At 71.7% G+C, this 17,092-nt stretch carries 11 protein-coding genes; 9 read left to right on the forward strand and 2 right to left on the reverse strand.

Features of this window, described 5'->3' with window-relative positions; all coding sequences use genetic code 11:
• Positions 1-340: 340 nt before the first annotated feature.
• Together ACIQ7M_RS15070 and ACIQ7M_RS15075 are read right to left on the reverse strand one after the other, a co-directional pair.
• A complete protein-coding gene (locus tag ACIQ7M_RS15070) occupies positions 341-1,675 on the reverse strand; it encodes an alpha-2,8-polysialyltransferase family protein (RefSeq protein ID WP_403643862.1) in 1,335 nt (444 codons plus the stop codon).
• Complete coding sequence (locus tag ACIQ7M_RS15075) at positions 1,672-2,652, reverse strand: glycosyltransferase family 2 protein (protein ID WP_355759650.1); 981 nt, start codon at positions 2,650-2,652, stop codon at positions 1,672-1,674. The genes ACIQ7M_RS15070 and ACIQ7M_RS15075 overlap by 4 nt, the downstream gene beginning before the upstream one ends.
• A gap of 198 nt (positions 2,653-2,850) precedes the next feature.
• Here ACIQ7M_RS15075 and ACIQ7M_RS15080 point away from each other — a divergent pair, with 198 nt between their 5' ends.
• The 9 genes from ACIQ7M_RS15080 (at position 2,851) to ACIQ7M_RS15120 (ending at position 17,069) form a co-directional block, all read left to right on the forward strand.
• On the forward strand, positions 2,851-4,185 hold the full coding sequence (locus ACIQ7M_RS15080; RefSeq protein WP_386984277.1) for a DUF6716 putative glycosyltransferase: 1,335 nt from the start codon (positions 2,851-2,853) through the stop codon (positions 4,183-4,185).
• 76 nt (positions 4,186-4,261) lie between these two features.
• A complete protein-coding gene (locus ACIQ7M_RS15085) occupies positions 4,262-5,569 on the forward strand; it encodes an N-acylneuraminate cytidylyltransferase (RefSeq protein ID WP_355759647.1) in 1,308 nt (435 codons plus the stop codon).
• A gap of 14 nt (positions 5,570-5,583) precedes the next feature.
• On the forward strand, positions 5,584-6,522 hold the full coding sequence (locus tag ACIQ7M_RS15090) for an N-acetylneuraminate synthase family protein (RefSeq protein ID WP_355759645.1): 939 nt from the start codon (positions 5,584-5,586) through the stop codon (positions 6,520-6,522).
• A gap of 38 nt (positions 6,523-6,560) precedes the next feature.
• Positions 6,561-7,640 carry a hypothetical protein gene (locus tag ACIQ7M_RS15095; protein ID WP_403643868.1) on the forward strand — a complete coding sequence of 360 codons (1,080 nt, stop codon included), beginning with the start codon at positions 6,561-6,563 and terminating at the stop codon, positions 7,638-7,640.
• 393 nt (positions 7,641-8,033) lie between these two features.
• Positions 8,034-9,047, forward strand: a complete 1,014-nt coding sequence (gene pstC, locus ACIQ7M_RS15100; RefSeq protein ID WP_403643871.1) for a phosphate ABC transporter permease subunit PstC — start codon at positions 8,034-8,036, stop codon at positions 9,045-9,047.
• A gap of 1 nt (position 9,048) precedes the next feature.
• The gene (gene pstA, locus ACIQ7M_RS15105) at positions 9,049-10,341 is read left to right on the forward strand and encodes a phosphate ABC transporter permease PstA (RefSeq protein ID WP_403643874.1); all 1,293 of its coding nucleotides are present in this window, start codon (positions 9,049-9,051) and stop codon (positions 10,339-10,341) included.
• Positions 10,341-12,113, forward strand: a complete 1,773-nt coding sequence (locus ACIQ7M_RS15110) for a substrate-binding domain-containing protein (protein WP_403643877.1) — start codon at positions 10,341-10,343, stop codon at positions 12,111-12,113. The genes pstA and ACIQ7M_RS15110 overlap by 1 nt, the downstream gene beginning before the upstream one ends.
• Complete coding sequence (locus ACIQ7M_RS15115; RefSeq protein ID WP_403643880.1) at positions 12,110-14,938, forward strand: hypothetical protein; 2,829 nt, start codon at positions 12,110-12,112, stop codon at positions 14,936-14,938. The genes ACIQ7M_RS15110 and ACIQ7M_RS15115 overlap by 4 nt, the downstream gene beginning before the upstream one ends.
• Positions 14,939-15,074: 136 nt before the next feature.
• Positions 15,075-17,069 carry an Ig-like domain repeat protein gene (locus tag ACIQ7M_RS15120; protein ID WP_403643883.1) on the forward strand — a complete coding sequence of 665 codons (1,995 nt, stop codon included), beginning with the start codon at positions 15,075-15,077 and terminating at the stop codon, positions 17,067-17,069.
• Positions 17,070-17,092 lie beyond the last annotated feature (23 nt).

Raw genomic sequence — 17,092 nt, forward strand, 5'->3', positions numbered from 1 at the left:
CACGGCCCCTCACGCCGAATCCCGGCTGCGGGTGGGATCTCCAGCCGGTTCAGCCCGTCCAGCCCGTCCGGCCCGCTTTTCAGGAGCGGGGTCAGTTTCAGCCCCTCCGGCGTTTGAGGAGCGGGGGTCCGGGGGCGGAGCCCCTGGGTACGGGTCGGGTAGGGGCGGAGGGGGCGAGGGAAGTTGTGGGGCCGGCACGCCGCGCCGGGGGCGGTGGGAGCGCCGGTTCCGGGGATCAGGGGCTTGCGCCGAGGCGGGGGCGCGGGCGCGGGCAAGGGAGCGGGGCCCGGTCGTGGTCGACCTGGCCCCGCTTCCTGGTGTCCCGCGCGGTGAGCGCCCCTCAGCGGCCCACCGCCCGCTTCAGCGAGCGCGCCCTGCGGGCGACCCTGCGCACGGTCGCGCTGCGCGGGATGAAGGCGAGCTGGGCCGGGACCGCCCCGGGCAGCGCCAGCGAGGTCAGGCGCTTGCGCTTGAAGTAGCGCCAGGTGTCCTCGGTGAGCTGGTGCGTCAGATAGCTCTCGGCCGCCGGACGCAGGTCCGGGTAGATCTTCGGCTGCATCGCGAAACCGATGGCCCTCAGGAGCCGCGTCAGGTCCGCCACGTCCATGCCGGGGCGCCGCTCGGTGACCGCGGCCCCGTCCGCCAGATCGGGCAGCAGCGCGTCGACGATGGTCACCGGGACGCGGTTGCTGTTCTCGTACGGGGTGAGCCGGTCGAGGAGCGAGCCGGTCCCGACGCGGGCGACCGGCAGGCCGTACAGCGCCGAGGCCGTGAGCAGCGCCGTGGAGAAGCAGCCGACGACCAGCGCGGGCCGCATCCGCTGGTAGAGCACCTCGGCGAGCACCGGGGTGTCGAGGACCGTGAGGTCCGCGCCCAGCCTCTCGGCCTCCTTCTCCAGCATCCGCGACCAGCGCGCCGGGGCGGAGGGGTGCGGCTTGAACACGACCCGGGTGTGACCGAGCGCGAGGGCCCCCTTCAGCATCCGTACGTGGAGCTGTTCCTCCTCCTCGGCGGTGAGGATCTCCAGTGCCGAGAGGTACTGGCCGAGCAGCAGCGCCGGCTCGTCGACCGACGGCAGTTCGTCGCCGGTGTCGACGAGTTCCGCGAGCACCTTCACGAACGCGTCCGTGGACACGATCTGCGGTTCGACGTCGAACTCGGTGAGCAGGAGCGGCTTCAGGCCGGGGACCAGGTCCAGATGGAGCAGCCGGGTCACGCGGGTGCCGACGAGTGGGTCGATCTTGTTTCGGGTCGGGCCGTAGCTCATCAGGCCGTCGGCGTACACCGTGACGGGCGCGCCCATGAAGATCTGGGCGACGCCGAGCGCCGGGTTGACCTGGATCGACTCCACGGCCAGCTCGACGTCGTCGTCGCCGAGGTTCCAGGCGAGCCGCAGATGCCGCTCCCACAGGGGGACGTCGTCCGGGCGCGGAGCCCAGCCGCCCGGGTGGAACGGGGAGATGGTCTCGTTCCACGAGATGACGTCGTCGAAGCGGCCGCGCAGCCGCTCGAAGCCGGGCATCGCGTCCACGGCGGGTGTCGTCTCCGGCGTCGCCGCGTTGTTGGAGACGAGCAGGATGCGCCGGTCGGCGGGCCCGAAGCTGTCGGTGTCGAGGGCCGCGGCGATCGTGGCCGTGCCGTACAGCGTGGACGCCATGAAGATCTGGGTGGTCACGCGGCCACCCCCGCGGCGGGCGCGGGCCGTCGGCGCAGCCGGCGCAGCCGGGTGGCGCGCTGGACGTCCATCGAGTCGAGCGCCTCGTCGAGCACGCCCTGCGGCATTCGGCGCAGTGCCACGGCACTCATGGACTTCAGTTTCCGTGCCACCGCCGGCTCGAACCTTTCGATGGATCCCAGGTGATGGGAAATAATCGCGCAATACGTGCGCACGGCTTTGGGCAGGAGTTTCTCCGCGTCCCGGTCCTCGGCGGTTTCCGCCACGACCTGGTCGAACGCGCGAATGAAATCGAGTTGGCGCACGTCCCCGATCTGGGTGAGGGAGGAGGCGACGCCACGCCGGTAGAACACGCCGAGCAGCCCCACCGTGGCGAAGGATTCGGCCTCCCGGTGGAGCTTCCAGATCCACGGCCGGTCCTCGGCCGTGCGCAGCCCGTCGGTGAAGTGGAGCAGCCCCCGGTCGACCAGCCGGCGGTGGTAGATGCCCGCCCAGGCGTAGGCGTAGTCGACGGAGGTGGACCGGTCGGAGGGGAGGATGGCGTCACGGGGATTCAGGACGACCCCGCGTCTGCCGTGCGGGACACGGTGGACGGAGCGGGACCGCGCGGTGCACTGGACATGGTCCGTACGGACGAAGTCGCAGCCCAGATCCTCGATGGAGGACACGAGTTGTTCGTAGTATCCGGGGGCGAGCCAGTCGTCCCCGTCGAGGAACGTGAGGTACTCGCCACGCGCTGTGTCGATCCCGGTGTTGCGGGCGGTGGCCAGTCCTCCGTTCTTCTCGTGTCTGACATACACCGCACCCGGGAGCTCGCGCTCCGCGCGCGCGAGGATGTCCGGTGTCTCGTCGCGCGAGCAGTCGTCGACGAGAATGAATTCGAAATCCTGTCGTGCGTTGGCACGCAGGCTCTTCAGGGTGTCGGGCGCATATTGCTGCACGTTGTAGAACGGCACGATGACGGAGAGCTTGACCACCCGTGTGACGTTAGGGGGCGGCCCGGCATTCGTCTTTACCGTTGGTGAGATGCAAGGTGAACGACGCGTGGCGGTACCGTGAACCACGTCGCTTTCTCAGCTCATCCTGGGCTGATCCCCCATTCGTCGACGCGCTGTTAACCGTTTGTTGTATTCAGGTTGGGCCGCTCCTCGAAATGGCTTCCTAGCGTCTAGGACGTGCCAGCAAGTACCTCGAAGTCGCTGCGGGTGGCCGTCCTCGCGGATTCCGACACCCGGTGGAAATGGGGATCGCTCACCGCGAACCGCATCTCCCCGGCAGCATCGGACATCCGCCTCGACGGATTCCTCCTGCGCGGCCGTGCCACCCCGACCGCCCGCCAGCTCGAAGAGGTAGGCGTCCGCGCGGACTCCCTCCGCGAGGTCACCGCCCTCGAGTTCCTGCGCGAGCTGGGCAAGGAGGACGTCTACGACGTCGTCGTCCTCGCCCTGGTCGGTGGTGCCGTCCAGGCGGTCCTGCACGGCCTGTCCCGCGCCTGGGAAGGACGCGCGAAGCGGCCCCTGGTCGTCACCGGCTACGTCGGCGTCGTCTACGAGAAGCTCGCCGACGGTCTGCTCCTGCGGCACGGCGCGGATCTCGTCCTCGCCAACTCCCGCCAGGACGCGGACCGCTTCCGGGCCGTGTACGAAGGAGTCGGCGCGGACGCCGGATCGGTGACCGAGGTCGCGCTGCCCTTCCTCGGCGGGGCCGCGTACACGGAGCACGACCCGTCCGCGGAGCAGGAGCGCAGGCCCTGCACGGTCGTCTTCGCCGCCCAGCCCTCCGTACCGGAGAGCCGCAAGGACCGTACGTACCTGCTGGACCGGCTCATCGGCCACGCGCGGCTCCACCCGGACCGCGAGGTCCTGCTCAAGCTGCGCTCCAGGCCGGGCGAACACACCACGCACATCGAGGAACTGCCGTACCAGAAACTCGTGCAGAAGGCCGACCCGCCGGCCAACTTCCGCCTGGTGTACGGGCACATGGGTGAGGTCCTCGACCGCACCGACCTGCTCGTCACCATCAGCTCCACCGCCGCCCTGGAATCCCTGCACCGGCGCATCCCCACCGTCGTCCTCAGCGACCTCGGGGTGCGCGAGGCGCTCGGCAACCACCACTTCGTGGGATCCGGCTGCCTCGCCTCCTGGGACCAGCTCGACGCCGGGCACCGGCCGGTGCCCGACCCGGAGTGGGTGGCCCGGCAGGGCGTCGCCGCCGACGGATCGTACGAGACGGCCTTCGACGCGGCACGGCAGCGCCTCACCGAACTGCTCGCGGCGGACGAACTGCCGCCGCTCGCTCCCTACTACACCCCCGTCACCGCGCCCGGCTATCTGCCCGGCATCCTCGCCCGCCACCACCTCGGCCCGGACGGCAGCCCGCTGCCCGGCGCCCCGGCGGCGGACCGGGACCCCAGCCCCGTGCGGCAGTTCGTGCGCCGGGCCGCCCGCGGTGCCTACCGCCACGGCGTCCAGCGCGTGGCACCGGTGATCCGGCGGATGGGCGAACTGTGAGCACCCCGACAGCGGGCGGCCCGCCGCCCCTCGCCCCCCACGCCTCCCTCACCTCCCTCGTCAAGGAGAACAGCGCATGACCAACTCGGAAGCGGTCAAGGCCGCGCCGGTGCGCCGCGTACTCGCGGTGATCCCCGCGCGCGGCGGCTCCAAGGGCGTGCCCGCCAAGAACCTCCTGCCCGTGGGCGGTGTGCCGCTGGTGGCCCGCGCGGTGCGCGAGTGCCGCGCCGCCCGCCTCGTGACGGACGTCGTCGTCTCCACCGACGACCAGGCCATCGCGGCCGCCGCCCGCCAGGCCGGCGCCGAGGTCGTGCTGCGCCCCGCCGCCATCGCCGGGGACACCGCCACCTCCGAGGCCGCCGTCCTGCACGCCATGGACACCCACGAGGCGCTGCACGGCTCCCCGGTCGACGTGGTCCTGCTCGTGCAGTGCACGAGCCCGTTCATCATCCGCGAGGACGTGGACGGCGTCGTGGACGCGATCGTCACGAACGGCGCGGACACGGCGCTGACCGTGGCCCCCTTCCACGGCTTCGTGTGGCGCGACGGCGACGACGAGCCCGCCGCCGCGGTGGCCGCCGGGACCGGGCACGCCGCGGTCGACGGCCGCGCCGGCGTCCTGGTCGCCGACACCGCCACCAGCGGCGGCTACGGCGTCAACCACGACAAGTCCTTCCGCCCGCGCCGCCAGGACCGCCCCCAGGACCTCCTGGAGACCGGAGCCGTCTACGCGATGGAGGCCACCGGCTTCCGCGAGGCGAAGCACCGCTTCTTCGGACGCACCGAACTCGTGCGCACCGACCCGGCCCGCGTGCTGGAGATCGACGACCCGCACGACCTCGCCCGTGCCCGGGCCCTCGCGCCGCTCTTCGACGCGAACCGGCCCGGCACCCTTCCGACCGCCGACGACATCGACGCGGTCGTCCTCGACTTCGACGGCACCCAGACCGACGACAGGGTGCTGATCGACTCCGACGGACGGGAGTTCGTCTCCGTGCACCGCGGGGACGGCCTCGGTATCGCCGCCCTCCGCAAGAGCGGGCTGACGATGCTGATCCTGTCCACGGAACAGAACCCGGTCGTCGCCGCCCGGGCCCGGAAGCTCAAGATCCCGGTCCTCCACGGCATCGACCGGAAAGACCTCGCACTGAAGCAGTGGTGCGAGGAGCAGGGCATCGCGCCCGAGCGCGTGCTCTACGTCGGCAACGACGTCAACGACCTCCCGTGCTTCGCCCTCGTGGGCTGGCCCGTGGCGGTCGCGAGCGCCCACGACGTCGTGCGCGGCGCCGCACGCGCGGTCACCACCGTCCCCGGTGGCGACGGCGCGATCCGAGAGATCGCCAGCTGGATCCTCGGCCCTTCTCTCGACTCCCTCGACAAGTAAGGAACTTCTCCACCATGAGCACCAACTCCCGTCTGCGTCAGTTCGGTTCGAAGACCGCCGGTCCCGGCCACCCCGTCTACGTCGTGGGTGAGATCGGCATCAACCACAACGGTGAGCTGGAGAACGCCTTCAAGCTCATCGACGCGGCCGCCGAGGCCGGCTGCGACGCCGTCAAGTTCCAGAAGCGCACCCCGGAGATCTGCACCCCGCGCGACCAGTGGGACATCGAGCGCGACACCCCCTGGGGCCGCATGACCTACATCGACTACCGCCACCGCGTGGAGTTCGGTGAGGACGAGTACCGCCAGATCGACGAGTACGCCAAGAGCAAGAACATCGACTGGTTCGCCTCCCCGTGGGACACCGAGGCCGTCGCCTTCCTGGAGAAGTTCGACGTCCCGGCCCACAAGGTCGCCTCCGCCTCGCTGACCGACGACGAGCTGCTCCGCGCCCTGCGCGGCACCGGCCGCACGGTCATCCTCTCCACCGGCATGTCGACGCCGAAGCAGATCCGTCACGCGGTCGAGGTCCTCGGCAGCGACAACATCCTGATGTGCCACGCCACGTCGACCTACCCGGCGCAGGCCGAGGAGCTCAACCTCCGCGTCATCAACACCCTCCAGGCCGAGTACCCGAACGTCCCGATCGGCTACTCCGGCCACGAGACGGGCCTGCAGACCACGCTCGCCGCGGTCGCCCTCGGCGCCACCTTCGTCGAGCGTCACATCACCCTCGACCGCGCGATGTGGGGCTCCGACCAGGCCGCCTCCGTCGAGCCGCAGGGCCTGACCCGCCTCGTCCGCGACATCCGCACCATCGAGGCCTCCCTCGGTGACGGCGTCAAGAAGGTCTACGACTCCGAGCTCGGCCCGATGAAGAAGCTGCGCCGCGTCACGGGTGTCGTCGCCGAGGCCGAGATCGCCGCGGCCGCGGGCGAGCCCGTCTCGGTCTGAACGCCCTGAATCCCTTACGACGGGACGGTCGTACGTCGATGAGCCCCCGCGCCGGTTCCGCCGGCTCCCCCACTCTCGCCTTCGTCGAGAGTCCGGTACAGCTCCTGAACGTGCTGGAGTGGGCGCACGCGCATGCCCACAACGGTGCGGCGCCCGGCGCGGGGCTCACCCTCGTCGTCCTGTCCCCCAACGACCCGATGACGCGCGGCCAGCTCCGCCGGATGGCGGAACTGGCCCGCGACGAGGGACACACGGTCCGCTGGGAGGAGGCGCGCGGCGGCACCACGGCACCCTTCCACACCATCGGGGGACTGGCGCCGCTGTTGCGCCGGGCCCGGCGGATCGTCATGGGGGACCCGTTCTCCCGCTATGTGCAGCTTCTGCTGACCATCACCAAGGCGCGCGACCTGGTGGTGGTCGACGACGGCACGGCGACGATGGAGTTCGTCGCCCAGCTCGCCCGCGGTGAACGCCTGGTGCGCTGGCACCGGCGCGGCGGCCGCCCCGGCCCGCGGGACGTGCTCTTCGCCCCCGTGTCCGCCTCGGCCCGCCGCCGGCTGACGCCCAACGAGCACCGTACGGTCGAGGTCTTCTCCTCGATGCCGATCGAATCGGCGCCGGACGGTGTCACGATCACCGCCAACGACTTCTCCTGGACCCGGGCCCGGTTCGGTCCGCCGCGCATCACCAGGAGCGCGGACATGGTCGGCACCTCGCTCGTCGAGACGGGCGTGGTCGACCCGGACCGCTACCTGGACGCGGTCCGCTCGCTCGCCAAGGCCCACGGCGCGACCCGCTACTTCGCGCACCGCCGCGAGAGCGCGGACAAACTGCACCGGCTGGCCGCCCAGACGGGCCTGGAGATCGTCCGTCCCGACCTGCCGCTCGAACTGATCGCCCGGCGCGGCCCCATAGGCCGCACGATCCTGAGCTTCCCGTCGACGGTCGTCCACACGCTGCCGCTCGCCCTGGCCGGCACCGAGGTGCGGGTCGCGGTCTGCGACATCGACCCGGCCTGGCTGACGGAGAACGCCTCGCCGCGGGCCCAGGGCTTCCTGTCCGGGGTCACCGGGACCGCCCGCGACGTCCACCGTCTCCCGGCGGTCTCCACCCTCTAGTTCAAGCCACCCGTACGTCAGACGTTCAGAGCCCGGCGCGCCGCGCCGGGCTCCGTCGTTGGTCCGTCGTTGGTCCATACCGCGATCTACGCGGATCATCAGGACCGCCCTCCGCTCATCCTCCACGACGAACGCACTGAACGGACGTGTGCTGTTCACCAGTTCTCCACAACGCGCGCGTGGGGGCGACACGATCCGGCCATTGAATCGCTGCGCGCGGTACCGGTCGTCGGTCGCGCGGGGATTCCGTTTCGGAGTGGGGGGCAGCACGTGGCGTCCGCGCAAGAGGAGTCCGACAGACCGGAGTCCGGAAGAGCAGAGCCCGGAGGGTCCGAGTCCGGAAGATCCGCGTCGGAGGGATCGACGTCCGAGGGATCGACGTCAGGCAGACCGGTGCCGGCCGGACCGGGGTCCGGGACGGGGAGCCGTGCACTCGCTCCCCGCCGGCTCAACGCGGCCCGCGGGCTCGGTGACCGCGTCTTCCGCGTCCAGCTCACCGCCACCGGCATCGCCGTCCTCGCCGTCATGGCGGGGGTCGGACTCTTCCTCCTGCTGAGGGCCGGTCAGGCGCTGCGCGCCAGGGGCTTCGCCTTCCTCACCACCGCCGCGTGGCAGCCGGACGTCCACAACTTCGGCATCGCGGCCGTCCTCACCGGCACCGTCCTCATCGCGCTCGTCGCGGTGGTGATCTCGGTACCGCTGGCCGTCGGGACCGCGCTGTTCATCTCCGACGTCGCCCCGCGCACACTGCGCCGCACCCTGGTGACCATGGTCGACCTGATGGCGGCCGTCCCCTCGGTGGTCTACGGACTGTGGGGGCTGTTCTTCCTCCAGCAGCACGTCATCGGCCTGTCGCGCTGGCTGTCCGAATGGCTGGGCTGGATCCCCCTGTTCACGGTGGACGGCACCCAGCCGGGCGAACCGCTCGCCACCGAGAGCGTGTTCACCGCGTCCACCTTCGTCGCCGGGATCGTCGTCGCCCTGATGGTCGCCCCGATCCAGTGCTCGGTGATGCGCGAGGTCTTCTCGCAGGCCCCGGCCGGCGAACGCGAGGGCGCCTACGCGCTCGGCGCGACCCGCTGGGGCATGATCCGCTCGGTCGTCCTGCCCTACGGCAAGGGCGGCATGATCGGCGGCACCATGCTCGGACTCGGCCGGGCGCTCGGCGAGACCATCGCGGTCTACCTGATCATCTCGCCGGTCTTCGTCATCCAGCCGCACATCCTGCAGACCGGCTCCAACTCGGTGTCCTCGCTGATCGCCCTGCACTACGGCGACGCCTCCGACTTCGGTATGTCCGCGCTGATGGCGGCGGGCCTGGCGCTGTTCCTGCTCACCCTGGCGGTCAACTTCACCGCCTCCACCGTGGTGGCCCGCAGCCGCTCCGGCGCGCAGAGCGAGGCATGAGATGACCGTCATCGAAGAATCCGCCCCGACCGCCGTGCGGGCCGCGGCTCCCACGGACACGGACACTTACACCGCGGTGGAGCACGCGCCGGGGCCCCTCAAGCCGCGCCGCATCGGCGGGGTCACCCGCACCGGAGTGCTGTCCCTGTGCGGCGCCGCCGCCTCCGGACTCTGTGTCACCGTCCTGCTGTTCGGCCAACTCGCCCCGTTCTCGGGCGCGCTGGGCTTCACCGTCACCGCCTATCTCGCCTTCCTGGCGATCTACGCGGTGCTCACCGGGCTCGACGAGGACGGCCAGGCCGTACGCGACCGGGTCATGACGGTCGTGCTGTGGACGGCGGCCACGCTGCTGTTCTCCGGCCTGTTCATGGTCGTCGGCTTCACCGCCTGGCGCGGCCGGGAGGCCCTGCCGCACGCCAACTTCTTCACCCAGGACATGCAGGCGTCGGGCCCCCTCGACCCGCTCACCCACGGCGGTATCGCCCACGCGATGCTCGGCACCCTCACCATGATCACCATCGCGCTGGCGATCACCGTGCCGCTGGGCCTCGCCTGCGCCGTCTATCTGAACCAGATCCCGGGCCGGTTCTCCCGGTTCGTCCGCACGATCGTCGAGGCGATGACCGCGCTGCCCTCGATCGTCGCCGGTCTGATGGTGTACGCCACCTGGATCCTCGGCCTCGGCATGCAGAAGTCGGGACTCGCGGCCGGCTTCGCGATCAGCGTGATGATGCTGCCGATCGTGATCCGGGCCTCCGACGTGGTGCTGCGCCTGGTGCCCGGCAACCTCACCGAGGCCGCCGAGGCGCTCGGCGCGCCGCGCTGGCGCACGGTGTGGCACGTCGTGCTGCCCACCGCCCGCTCCGGCCTCGCCACCGCCGTCATCCTCGGCACCGCACGGGGGATCGGCGAGACCTCGCCCGTCCTGCTCACCGCCGGCTTCACCACCGCGCTCAACGCCAACGCGACGAGCGGGCCGATGGTCTCGCTGCCGCTCGCGGTCTTCAACTTCGTCAAGTCGCCCGAGCCCGCCTACATCGCCCGCGGCTTCGGCGCCGCCGCCGTCCTGATGGCCCTCGTCCTGGTGCTGTTCGTGATCGCCCGGGTCATCGGCGGACGCGGCCCCGGCCACCAGACCAAGCGTCAGGCCCGCCGTACCGCCCGCGCCTCGCGCCAGGACGTACGGCGCTTCGAGGACCTGCACGCGCCCGGCCTGTCCCTGTTCGAGACCCCCGGGGAACCGCACCCCGCGGGAGACAACCCGTCCGCACCCGCCACCGGAGAGACCGACTGATGCGCAGCCACCTCCACACCGCCCTCGGGCGCCTTCGGGCGCTCGGGACGCTCGGCGCGCTGCTCGGCGTGATCGCCGCGCTGCTGGCCGGTCCGCTGGCGGCCCCCGCCGCGGCGGAGAGCTACACGCCCATATCCGGCGCAGGCTCCACCTGGGCCGAGAACGCCGTCGACGAATGGCGGCGCGCCGTCAACCAGTACGGCATGCGGATCAGCTACGCCGGCACCGGATCCTCCGACGGCCGCCGTCAGTTCCTCAGCGGCACCGTCGACTTCGCCGTCTCGGACATCCCGTTCCAGACGCACCCGACCGACGGCTCGGCCGCCGAGCGTCCCGCGTCCGGGTCGTACGCCTACATGCCGATCGTGGCCGGCGGCACCGTCTTCATGTACCACCTGACCGTCAACGGCAAGCGGGTCACCAACCTGCGCCTGTCCGGCGACGTGGTCACCAAGATCTTCACCGGTGCCGTCAAGACCTGGGACGACCCGGTCATCAAGGCCGACAACCCGGGGATCCAGCTCCCGCACCGCACCATCGTCCCCGTCGTACGCTCCGACGGCTCGGGCTCCACCGCCCAGTTCACGATGTGGATGGCCAACCAGCACACGTCGCTGTGGCAGGCCTACTGCCGCAAGGTCGGCCGCTCCGGAGCCTGCGGGCAGACCTCGTACTACCCGACCGTCTCCGGGATGATCGCCCAGTCCGGCGACCTCGGCGTCGCGGGCTACGTCGCCCAGAATTACGGCGAGGGCGCGATCGGGTACGTCAACTACTCGTACGCCCTGAACGCGCACTATCCGGTCGCCAAGGTCCTCAACCACGCCGGCTACTACACCGAGCCGACCCCGCAGAACGTCGCGGTCTCGCTGCTCAAGGCGAAGATCAACACCGACCGGAACTCCGCGGACTACCTGACCCAGAAGCTCGAGGGCGTCTACAACGACTCCGACCGGCGCAACTACCCGCTGTCGAGCTACTCGTACATGATCCTGCCCCTGAAGGTGCAGGGCACCTTCACCAAGGCCAAGGGCAAGACGCTCGGCGCGTTCTCGTACTACTTCATGTGCCAGGGCCAGCAGCAGGCGCCCTCGCTCGGCTACTCGCCGCTGCCGATCAACCTGGTCAAGGCGGGCTTCGACCAGATCCGCCGCATCCCGGGCGTGCAGGCCCAGAGCATCAACATCAAGGGCTGCAACAACCCGACCTTCTCCAGCGACGGGCACAACAAGCTCGCCGACACCGCCCCCTACCCCGCCGCCTGCGACAAGAAGGGCGCCGCGCCCTGCACCACCGGCAGCGGTGGCGCCAAGTCGGGCGGCGGCTCGGGCGGTTCGGGCTCCACCGGCGGTACGAGCGGTGGCTCCACCTCGGGCGGCTCCACCGGAGGAAGCACCGGCGGGGGCGGCACCGGCGGGAGTTCGGGCGGCGGCGGCACCGCCACGGGAGGCGGAACCGGCGGCAGCTCCGAACCGGTCGTCGACCCGGACACCGGCCAGACCCTCTCGCCCGGCTCGGGCGGCGGCTCGGGGAACGGTTCCTCGGGCGGCAGCGGCAGCGGCGGCAGCGGCGGGACCGGCGCGGCGGCCGACACCATCGCGCTCGCCCAGCCGGTCTCCGTGTCCGGCAGCCCGGGCTGGTCCAGCACCCAGACGCTGATGCTGATCGCCGCCTTCCTGGTCCTCGGCCTCGTCCTGCTGCCCTCCGTGGTGTCCCGGGCGATCGCCGGGCGCGGCGCGGGCAAGGACTCCGGAGAGGGGCGGAAGCGATGAGACCCCGCATCACCGGCTCCCGTACGACGGGAACACGCACGACCGAAGCGCGCACCACCGGCTCCCGTTCCACCGGCTCGCGCACCACGGGAGCCGGCAGCGCCGGACCCGGTGACACGCGAGCGGCCCTGGGCCCGCGGACGCGCGGGAACGCGATGCCCCGCATGCGCCGGCTGCTCCTGCGCGTCGTCGCGGGCGCGGCCGCCGGCGCCCTCGCCGGACTCGGGGTGGCCCAGGCCGCCGCCCCCGCCTCCGCGGCGGGCACCGCCACCGGCTCCTCGGCCGTCACGGTCTCCGGCCGCGGCGAGTTCAAGGACATGAGGTTCACCGTCGACCAGACGACCCACCTGACCAGTCAGGCGATCACGGTCTCCTGGTCCGGCGGCACCCCGACCACGTTCGCCGGCACGCTGTTCAACACCGACTTCGTGCAGATCATGCAGTGCTGGGGCGACGACGACGGCACGGTGCCGTCCAACCCCGGCCCCTCGCGCACCCAGTGCCAGTACGGTGCCTCGCCGACCACCGACCGCGGGAGCTGGCCCGGCAACGACTACGACGACACCCGCAAGGTCTTCTACAGCGCAGACCCCGCCAACTACGGCCAGGACGACCGGTACGGGGCCGCCAACCCCAACGCCCCGGGCGAGGTGCCCTTCAAGTCCGTCGACGGCACGGTGATCACCTCCGGCACCCAGAACAACGCCTTCTTCAACCGGAACACCACCAACGAGGTCGACTTCGCCCGCACCGGCGCCGACGGCACCGGCAAGGAGTACTTCGAGGTCCAGACCGCCAACGAGGCCCCGCACCTGGGCTGCGGTGTGCCGGTCACCGTCAACGGGGGCACCAGGCCCCGCTCCTGCTGGCTGGTCATCGTCCCGCAGGGCAACCTCGACCTGGACGGCCGTCCCTACGCCGACCACAGCCAGGTCAACGCCGGCTCCCCGGTCTCCTCCACCAACTGGAAGAACCGCGTGGCGATCCCGCTCGGCTTCAACTCCGTCGGCACCAACTGCGCCCTCGGCGCCGACGAGCGCGCCACCACCGGCAGCGAGCTCGCCGCCGACGCCATGACGAGCTGGCAGGCGGCCCTGTGCCCGACCGGCACGGTCTACGGCTACACCGAGCTCGGCGAGCCGGACACCCGTGCCCGCCTCACCGCCGACGGCTCCTCCGGACTCGCCTTCACCACCCGCGCCCTCGGAGCCGACGCGGGGACCACGGCACCCTCCGACCAGACCGTGTACGCGCCCGTCGCGCTCTCCGGAACCGTCATCGGCTTCACCGTCGAACGCAGACCCAAGGCCGGCGCGCCGGACTCCATCCGCAGACTCGCGGGCACCAAGGTCGAGTCCGTCGACCTCACCCCGCGCCTGGTCGCCAAACTGCTCACCGAGTCCTACCGCAACTCGCCCTGGGGAGCCGTCCTCGGCGACGCGGCGGCCACCGGCTACGACTGGGCGAAGAACAACCCCGCGGGCCTCGCGAGCGACCCCGAGTTCATCTCCCTGAACCCCGAGTTCGCGGACCTGTCCGTCTCCGAGACCCCGTCCACCGACACCGACCTGATCACCTCGCTCGGGCACAGCGACTCCGCCCGCGCCCTGTGGCAGTGGATCCTCGCCGACAAGGACGCCCGCGGCTTCCTCGCCGGAGACACCGACGACTGGGGCGCCAAGGTCAACCCGTACTACAGCACCACCGCGTCCCGTAACCCGACCGGCATCGCCTTCGACCCCGCGAAATCCGACGACTACCCCAAGAGCGACCCCTGGTGCACGATCCCGCCGGGCACCGACGCCACCGTCAAGCAGTGCATGACCGACTTCCACCCCTACGTCGAGGACATGCACTCCGGCGCCCTGCACACCCGGCGCGCCGACACCCTCTGGAAGTCGAGCTGGGACGCGCTCGCCAACCCGCCGGCCTTCAAGAGCCCCGGCCCCCAGACGGTCGGCTCCCGGTTCGTGATCACCGTCACCGACGCGGCCTCCGCCGCGCGCTACGGCCTCCAGACCGCCCGGCTGCGCAACACCGCCGGCACGTTCGTCGGCCCCTCCGCCTCGTCCCTGACCGCGGCGGCCACCGGCGTCACCGGCTCCGGAGCCCCCGAGATCACCCCGGCCACGGCCGACGCGGCGGGCGCCTACCCGCTCGCCCAGCTCGTCTACGCGGCCGTCCGGCCGGCCGGGATCGACGCGGCCGCCCGCAAGGACTACGCGGCCCTGTTGCGGTACGCCGCCGGCGACGGACAGACCAGCGGCGCCGACCCGGGCCTGCTCCCGGCCGGCTACGCCCCGCTCTCCGCCGCCCTGCGCACCAGGGCGACCACGGCCGCCGACGCCCTCGTCGACTACAAGGGTCCCTCCCCGACACCCTCCGGTTCCGGCTCCACCGGCGGTTCGAGCGGCGGCACCACGGGCGGCGGCGACTCCGCGGTGTCCGGCGGCTCCGGCGGCGGCACGGACGACACCGGCACCGGCGGTTCCACGGACGGTGCCACGGGCGGCGACGGCGGCGGTGCCACACCGAGCCCCGGCGCGAGCACCAAGCCGAGCGCCGCGGCGTCCTACGACGGCGGCAAGGCCGTCGAGACCACCGCGCTGGGCACCACGCCCGACGACCCGGCCAACTCCCTGCGGTACGCCGTACCGGTGGGAGCCGCGCTCGGCGCCGTCGCCGGCATCGGCGCGCCGTTCGCCGGCGGCGGCAGGCTCCGCCTCCCGCTGCGCGTCCCGCTGCCCGGCGGCCGTGCGGTGACCGTCCCCGCGGTCACCCTGCCCGAGTGGCTGCGCAGACGGCTGCCCCCGGGCCGGAGCTGAGCCACCGGAGCGCGGGCCGGCCGGGCCCCGCTCCCCACAGACGGCCGCCCGCCCCGAAAGGCAGTCGGGGCGGACGGCCCGTACCACCCTGCCAGATCCACCCGACGTCACCTCGCACACCCTCTGGAGACTCTCAATGCGCACGACGCGCCTCTCGGCGGCCATGGTCGCCGCCGCCGTGGTGTCCGGCACGCTGGCTCTGGCGAGCCCGGCGTCCGCCGACCCCACCCCCGCCGGAACCTTCCGCACCCTGGTCGGCGTGGGCTCGGACACCACCCAGGACGTGCTCAACGCCCTGGCCGGCGACACCGTCAACGGCAACTCCTACACGGCCACCGCCGTGAAGTCGGCCACCGGCGCGGGCATCGCCTCGTACGACGCGATCGAGCCCGGCACCGGCTCCACCACCTCGAACATCCAGACCCGTACGGGCGGCCCGACCTTCCAGCGCCCGAACGGCTCCGGCAAGGGCCGTCTCGCCCTGAGCATGGCGCTGACCGGCGACAAGTACCCCGACAGCTCGGGTGTCTCCATCAAGGGCCAGGTCGACTTCGCCCGCTCCTCCAGCGGCCCGAGCACCTCCGGGACCGCCTTCACCTACATCCCGTTCGCGCGGGACGCGGTCGGCGTCGCCGTCCGCGGCTCGGCCCTCAACACGCTGACCGTCGACCAGCTCCACGACATCTACTCGGGCACCCTGACAGCGGTGAACGGCCAGACCGTGCACCCGAAGATCCCGCAGAGCGGCTCCGGCACCCGCAAGTTCTTCCTCGGCGCCATCGGCCTCACCGACGCCACGCTCTCCCCGACCGTCGCGACCGTGCAGGAGAACCAGGCCAACGGCGCCCTCGACGCGGACGGCGCGCTCGTCCCGTTCTCGGTGGGAAGCTGGATCGCCCAGAACAACGGCATCTCCCCGGACTTCAGCACCACCGCGGCCGCCGCCGGCGCCCACCTGGCCGCCGTGCAGCTTCCCGGTGACACCGGCGCCACCACCCCGGTCGCCACCGTGAACGGCAAGCTCGCCCCCGTCGGCGCCTACTACGAGAACGCCACCTTCGGCCGCGACGTGTACAACGTCGTCCCGAGCCGGGCGATCGACCCGACCAGCATCTTCTTCGACAAGGACCTCTACGACGTCTTCGTCACCAGCGGCTCGCACGAGGCGGGCCTCGCCTCGGACGCCGCCGAGGGCGTCATCGCCAAGTTCGGCTTCGTGAACGAGTCCTACAACGGCTCGGTCAACCTCGCCAAGCACGCCAAGCTCGGCGGCCTGGAGGAGTCCGGCGTCGACGCCTCCACGCCGGCCGCGCCCACCCTGAGCGGCACCCGCGGCGACGGCAGCGTCAAGCTGAACTGGACCGCCCCGGCCGCCACCGGCCTCCCCGTCACCGACTACCGCGTGACCCTGACCGGTTCGGACGGCGCCGTCGTGGCCGTCAAGGACGTTCCGGCCACCACCACGTCGTACACCTTCGGCTCGCTGGCCCTCGGCCACTACACGGCCACGGTCTCCGCCGCCAACCTCAACGGCAGCGGCGCCGTCGCCACCTGGACCGGCGACATCAAGTACACGACCACCCTGAAGGCGACCACCGCGACGACCGCGTACGGCAAGAGCCCGAAGGTCGCCGTCACGGTCACCGGCACGCACGGTGTCGTCCCGACCGGCACGGTCACCGTGAAGGAGGGCACCACCACCCTCGGCACGGGCACCCTGGACAGCACCGGCAAGGTCTCCGTCAGCCTGTCCAGCCACCTCAAGGTCGCCAAGCACAACCTCACGGTGTCCTACGGCGGCAACAGCAAGCTGCTGACGTCCAACGGGACCGTTTCGCTGACCGTCTCGAAGGCGGCCCCGGGCGTCACCACCACGGCGCCGGCCTCGATCAGCCACCTCTCGCAGGCCAAGGTCACCGTCAAGGTCACCGCGACCGGCACCACGCCGACCGGCACGGTCCGCATCTACGAGGGCTCGCACGTCATCGCCACCGGCACCCTGAGCGGCGGCAAGGTGACCGTCAAGCTGCCGAAGCTGTCCCGCGGCACCCACACCCTGCACGCCTGGTACGTGGGGTCCACCACGGTGAACTCGAAGAACGGCGCCAACTTCAAGATCAAGTCCACCTGATCCGCGGCCTGCAGCACCACCCT

The organism is Streptomyces sp. NPDC096324, from assembly GCF_044763015.1.
GTDB lineage: Bacteria > Actinomycetota > Actinomycetes > Streptomycetales > Streptomycetaceae > Streptomyces.

What these genes read in the sequence shown, in the direction of transcription:
- pstA (WP_403643874.1), top strand. Translation starts at nt 9,049, where the DNA reads ATGACCGTCATCGAAGAATCCGCCCCGACCGCCGTGCGGGCCGCGGCT.
- ACIQ7M_RS15085 (WP_355759647.1), top strand. Translation starts at nt 4,262, where the DNA reads ATGACCAACTCGGAAGCGGTCAAGGCCGCGCCGGTGCGCCGCGTACTC.
- ACIQ7M_RS15090 (WP_355759645.1), top strand. Translation starts at nt 5,584, where the DNA reads ATGAGCACCAACTCCCGTCTGCGTCAGTTCGGTTCGAAGACCGCCGGT.
- ACIQ7M_RS15120 (WP_403643883.1), top strand. Translation starts at nt 15,075, where the DNA reads ATGCGCACGACGCGCCTCTCGGCGGCCATGGTCGCCGCCGCCGTGGTG.
- ACIQ7M_RS15110 (WP_403643877.1), top strand. Translation starts at nt 10,341, where the DNA reads ATGCGCAGCCACCTCCACACCGCCCTCGGGCGCCTTCGGGCGCTCGGG.
- ACIQ7M_RS15115 (WP_403643880.1), top strand. Translation starts at nt 12,110, where the DNA reads ATGAGACCCCGCATCACCGGCTCCCGTACGACGGGAACACGCACGACC.
- ACIQ7M_RS15095 (WP_403643868.1), top strand. Translation starts at nt 6,561, where the DNA reads ATGAGCCCCCGCGCCGGTTCCGCCGGCTCCCCCACTCTCGCCTTCGTC.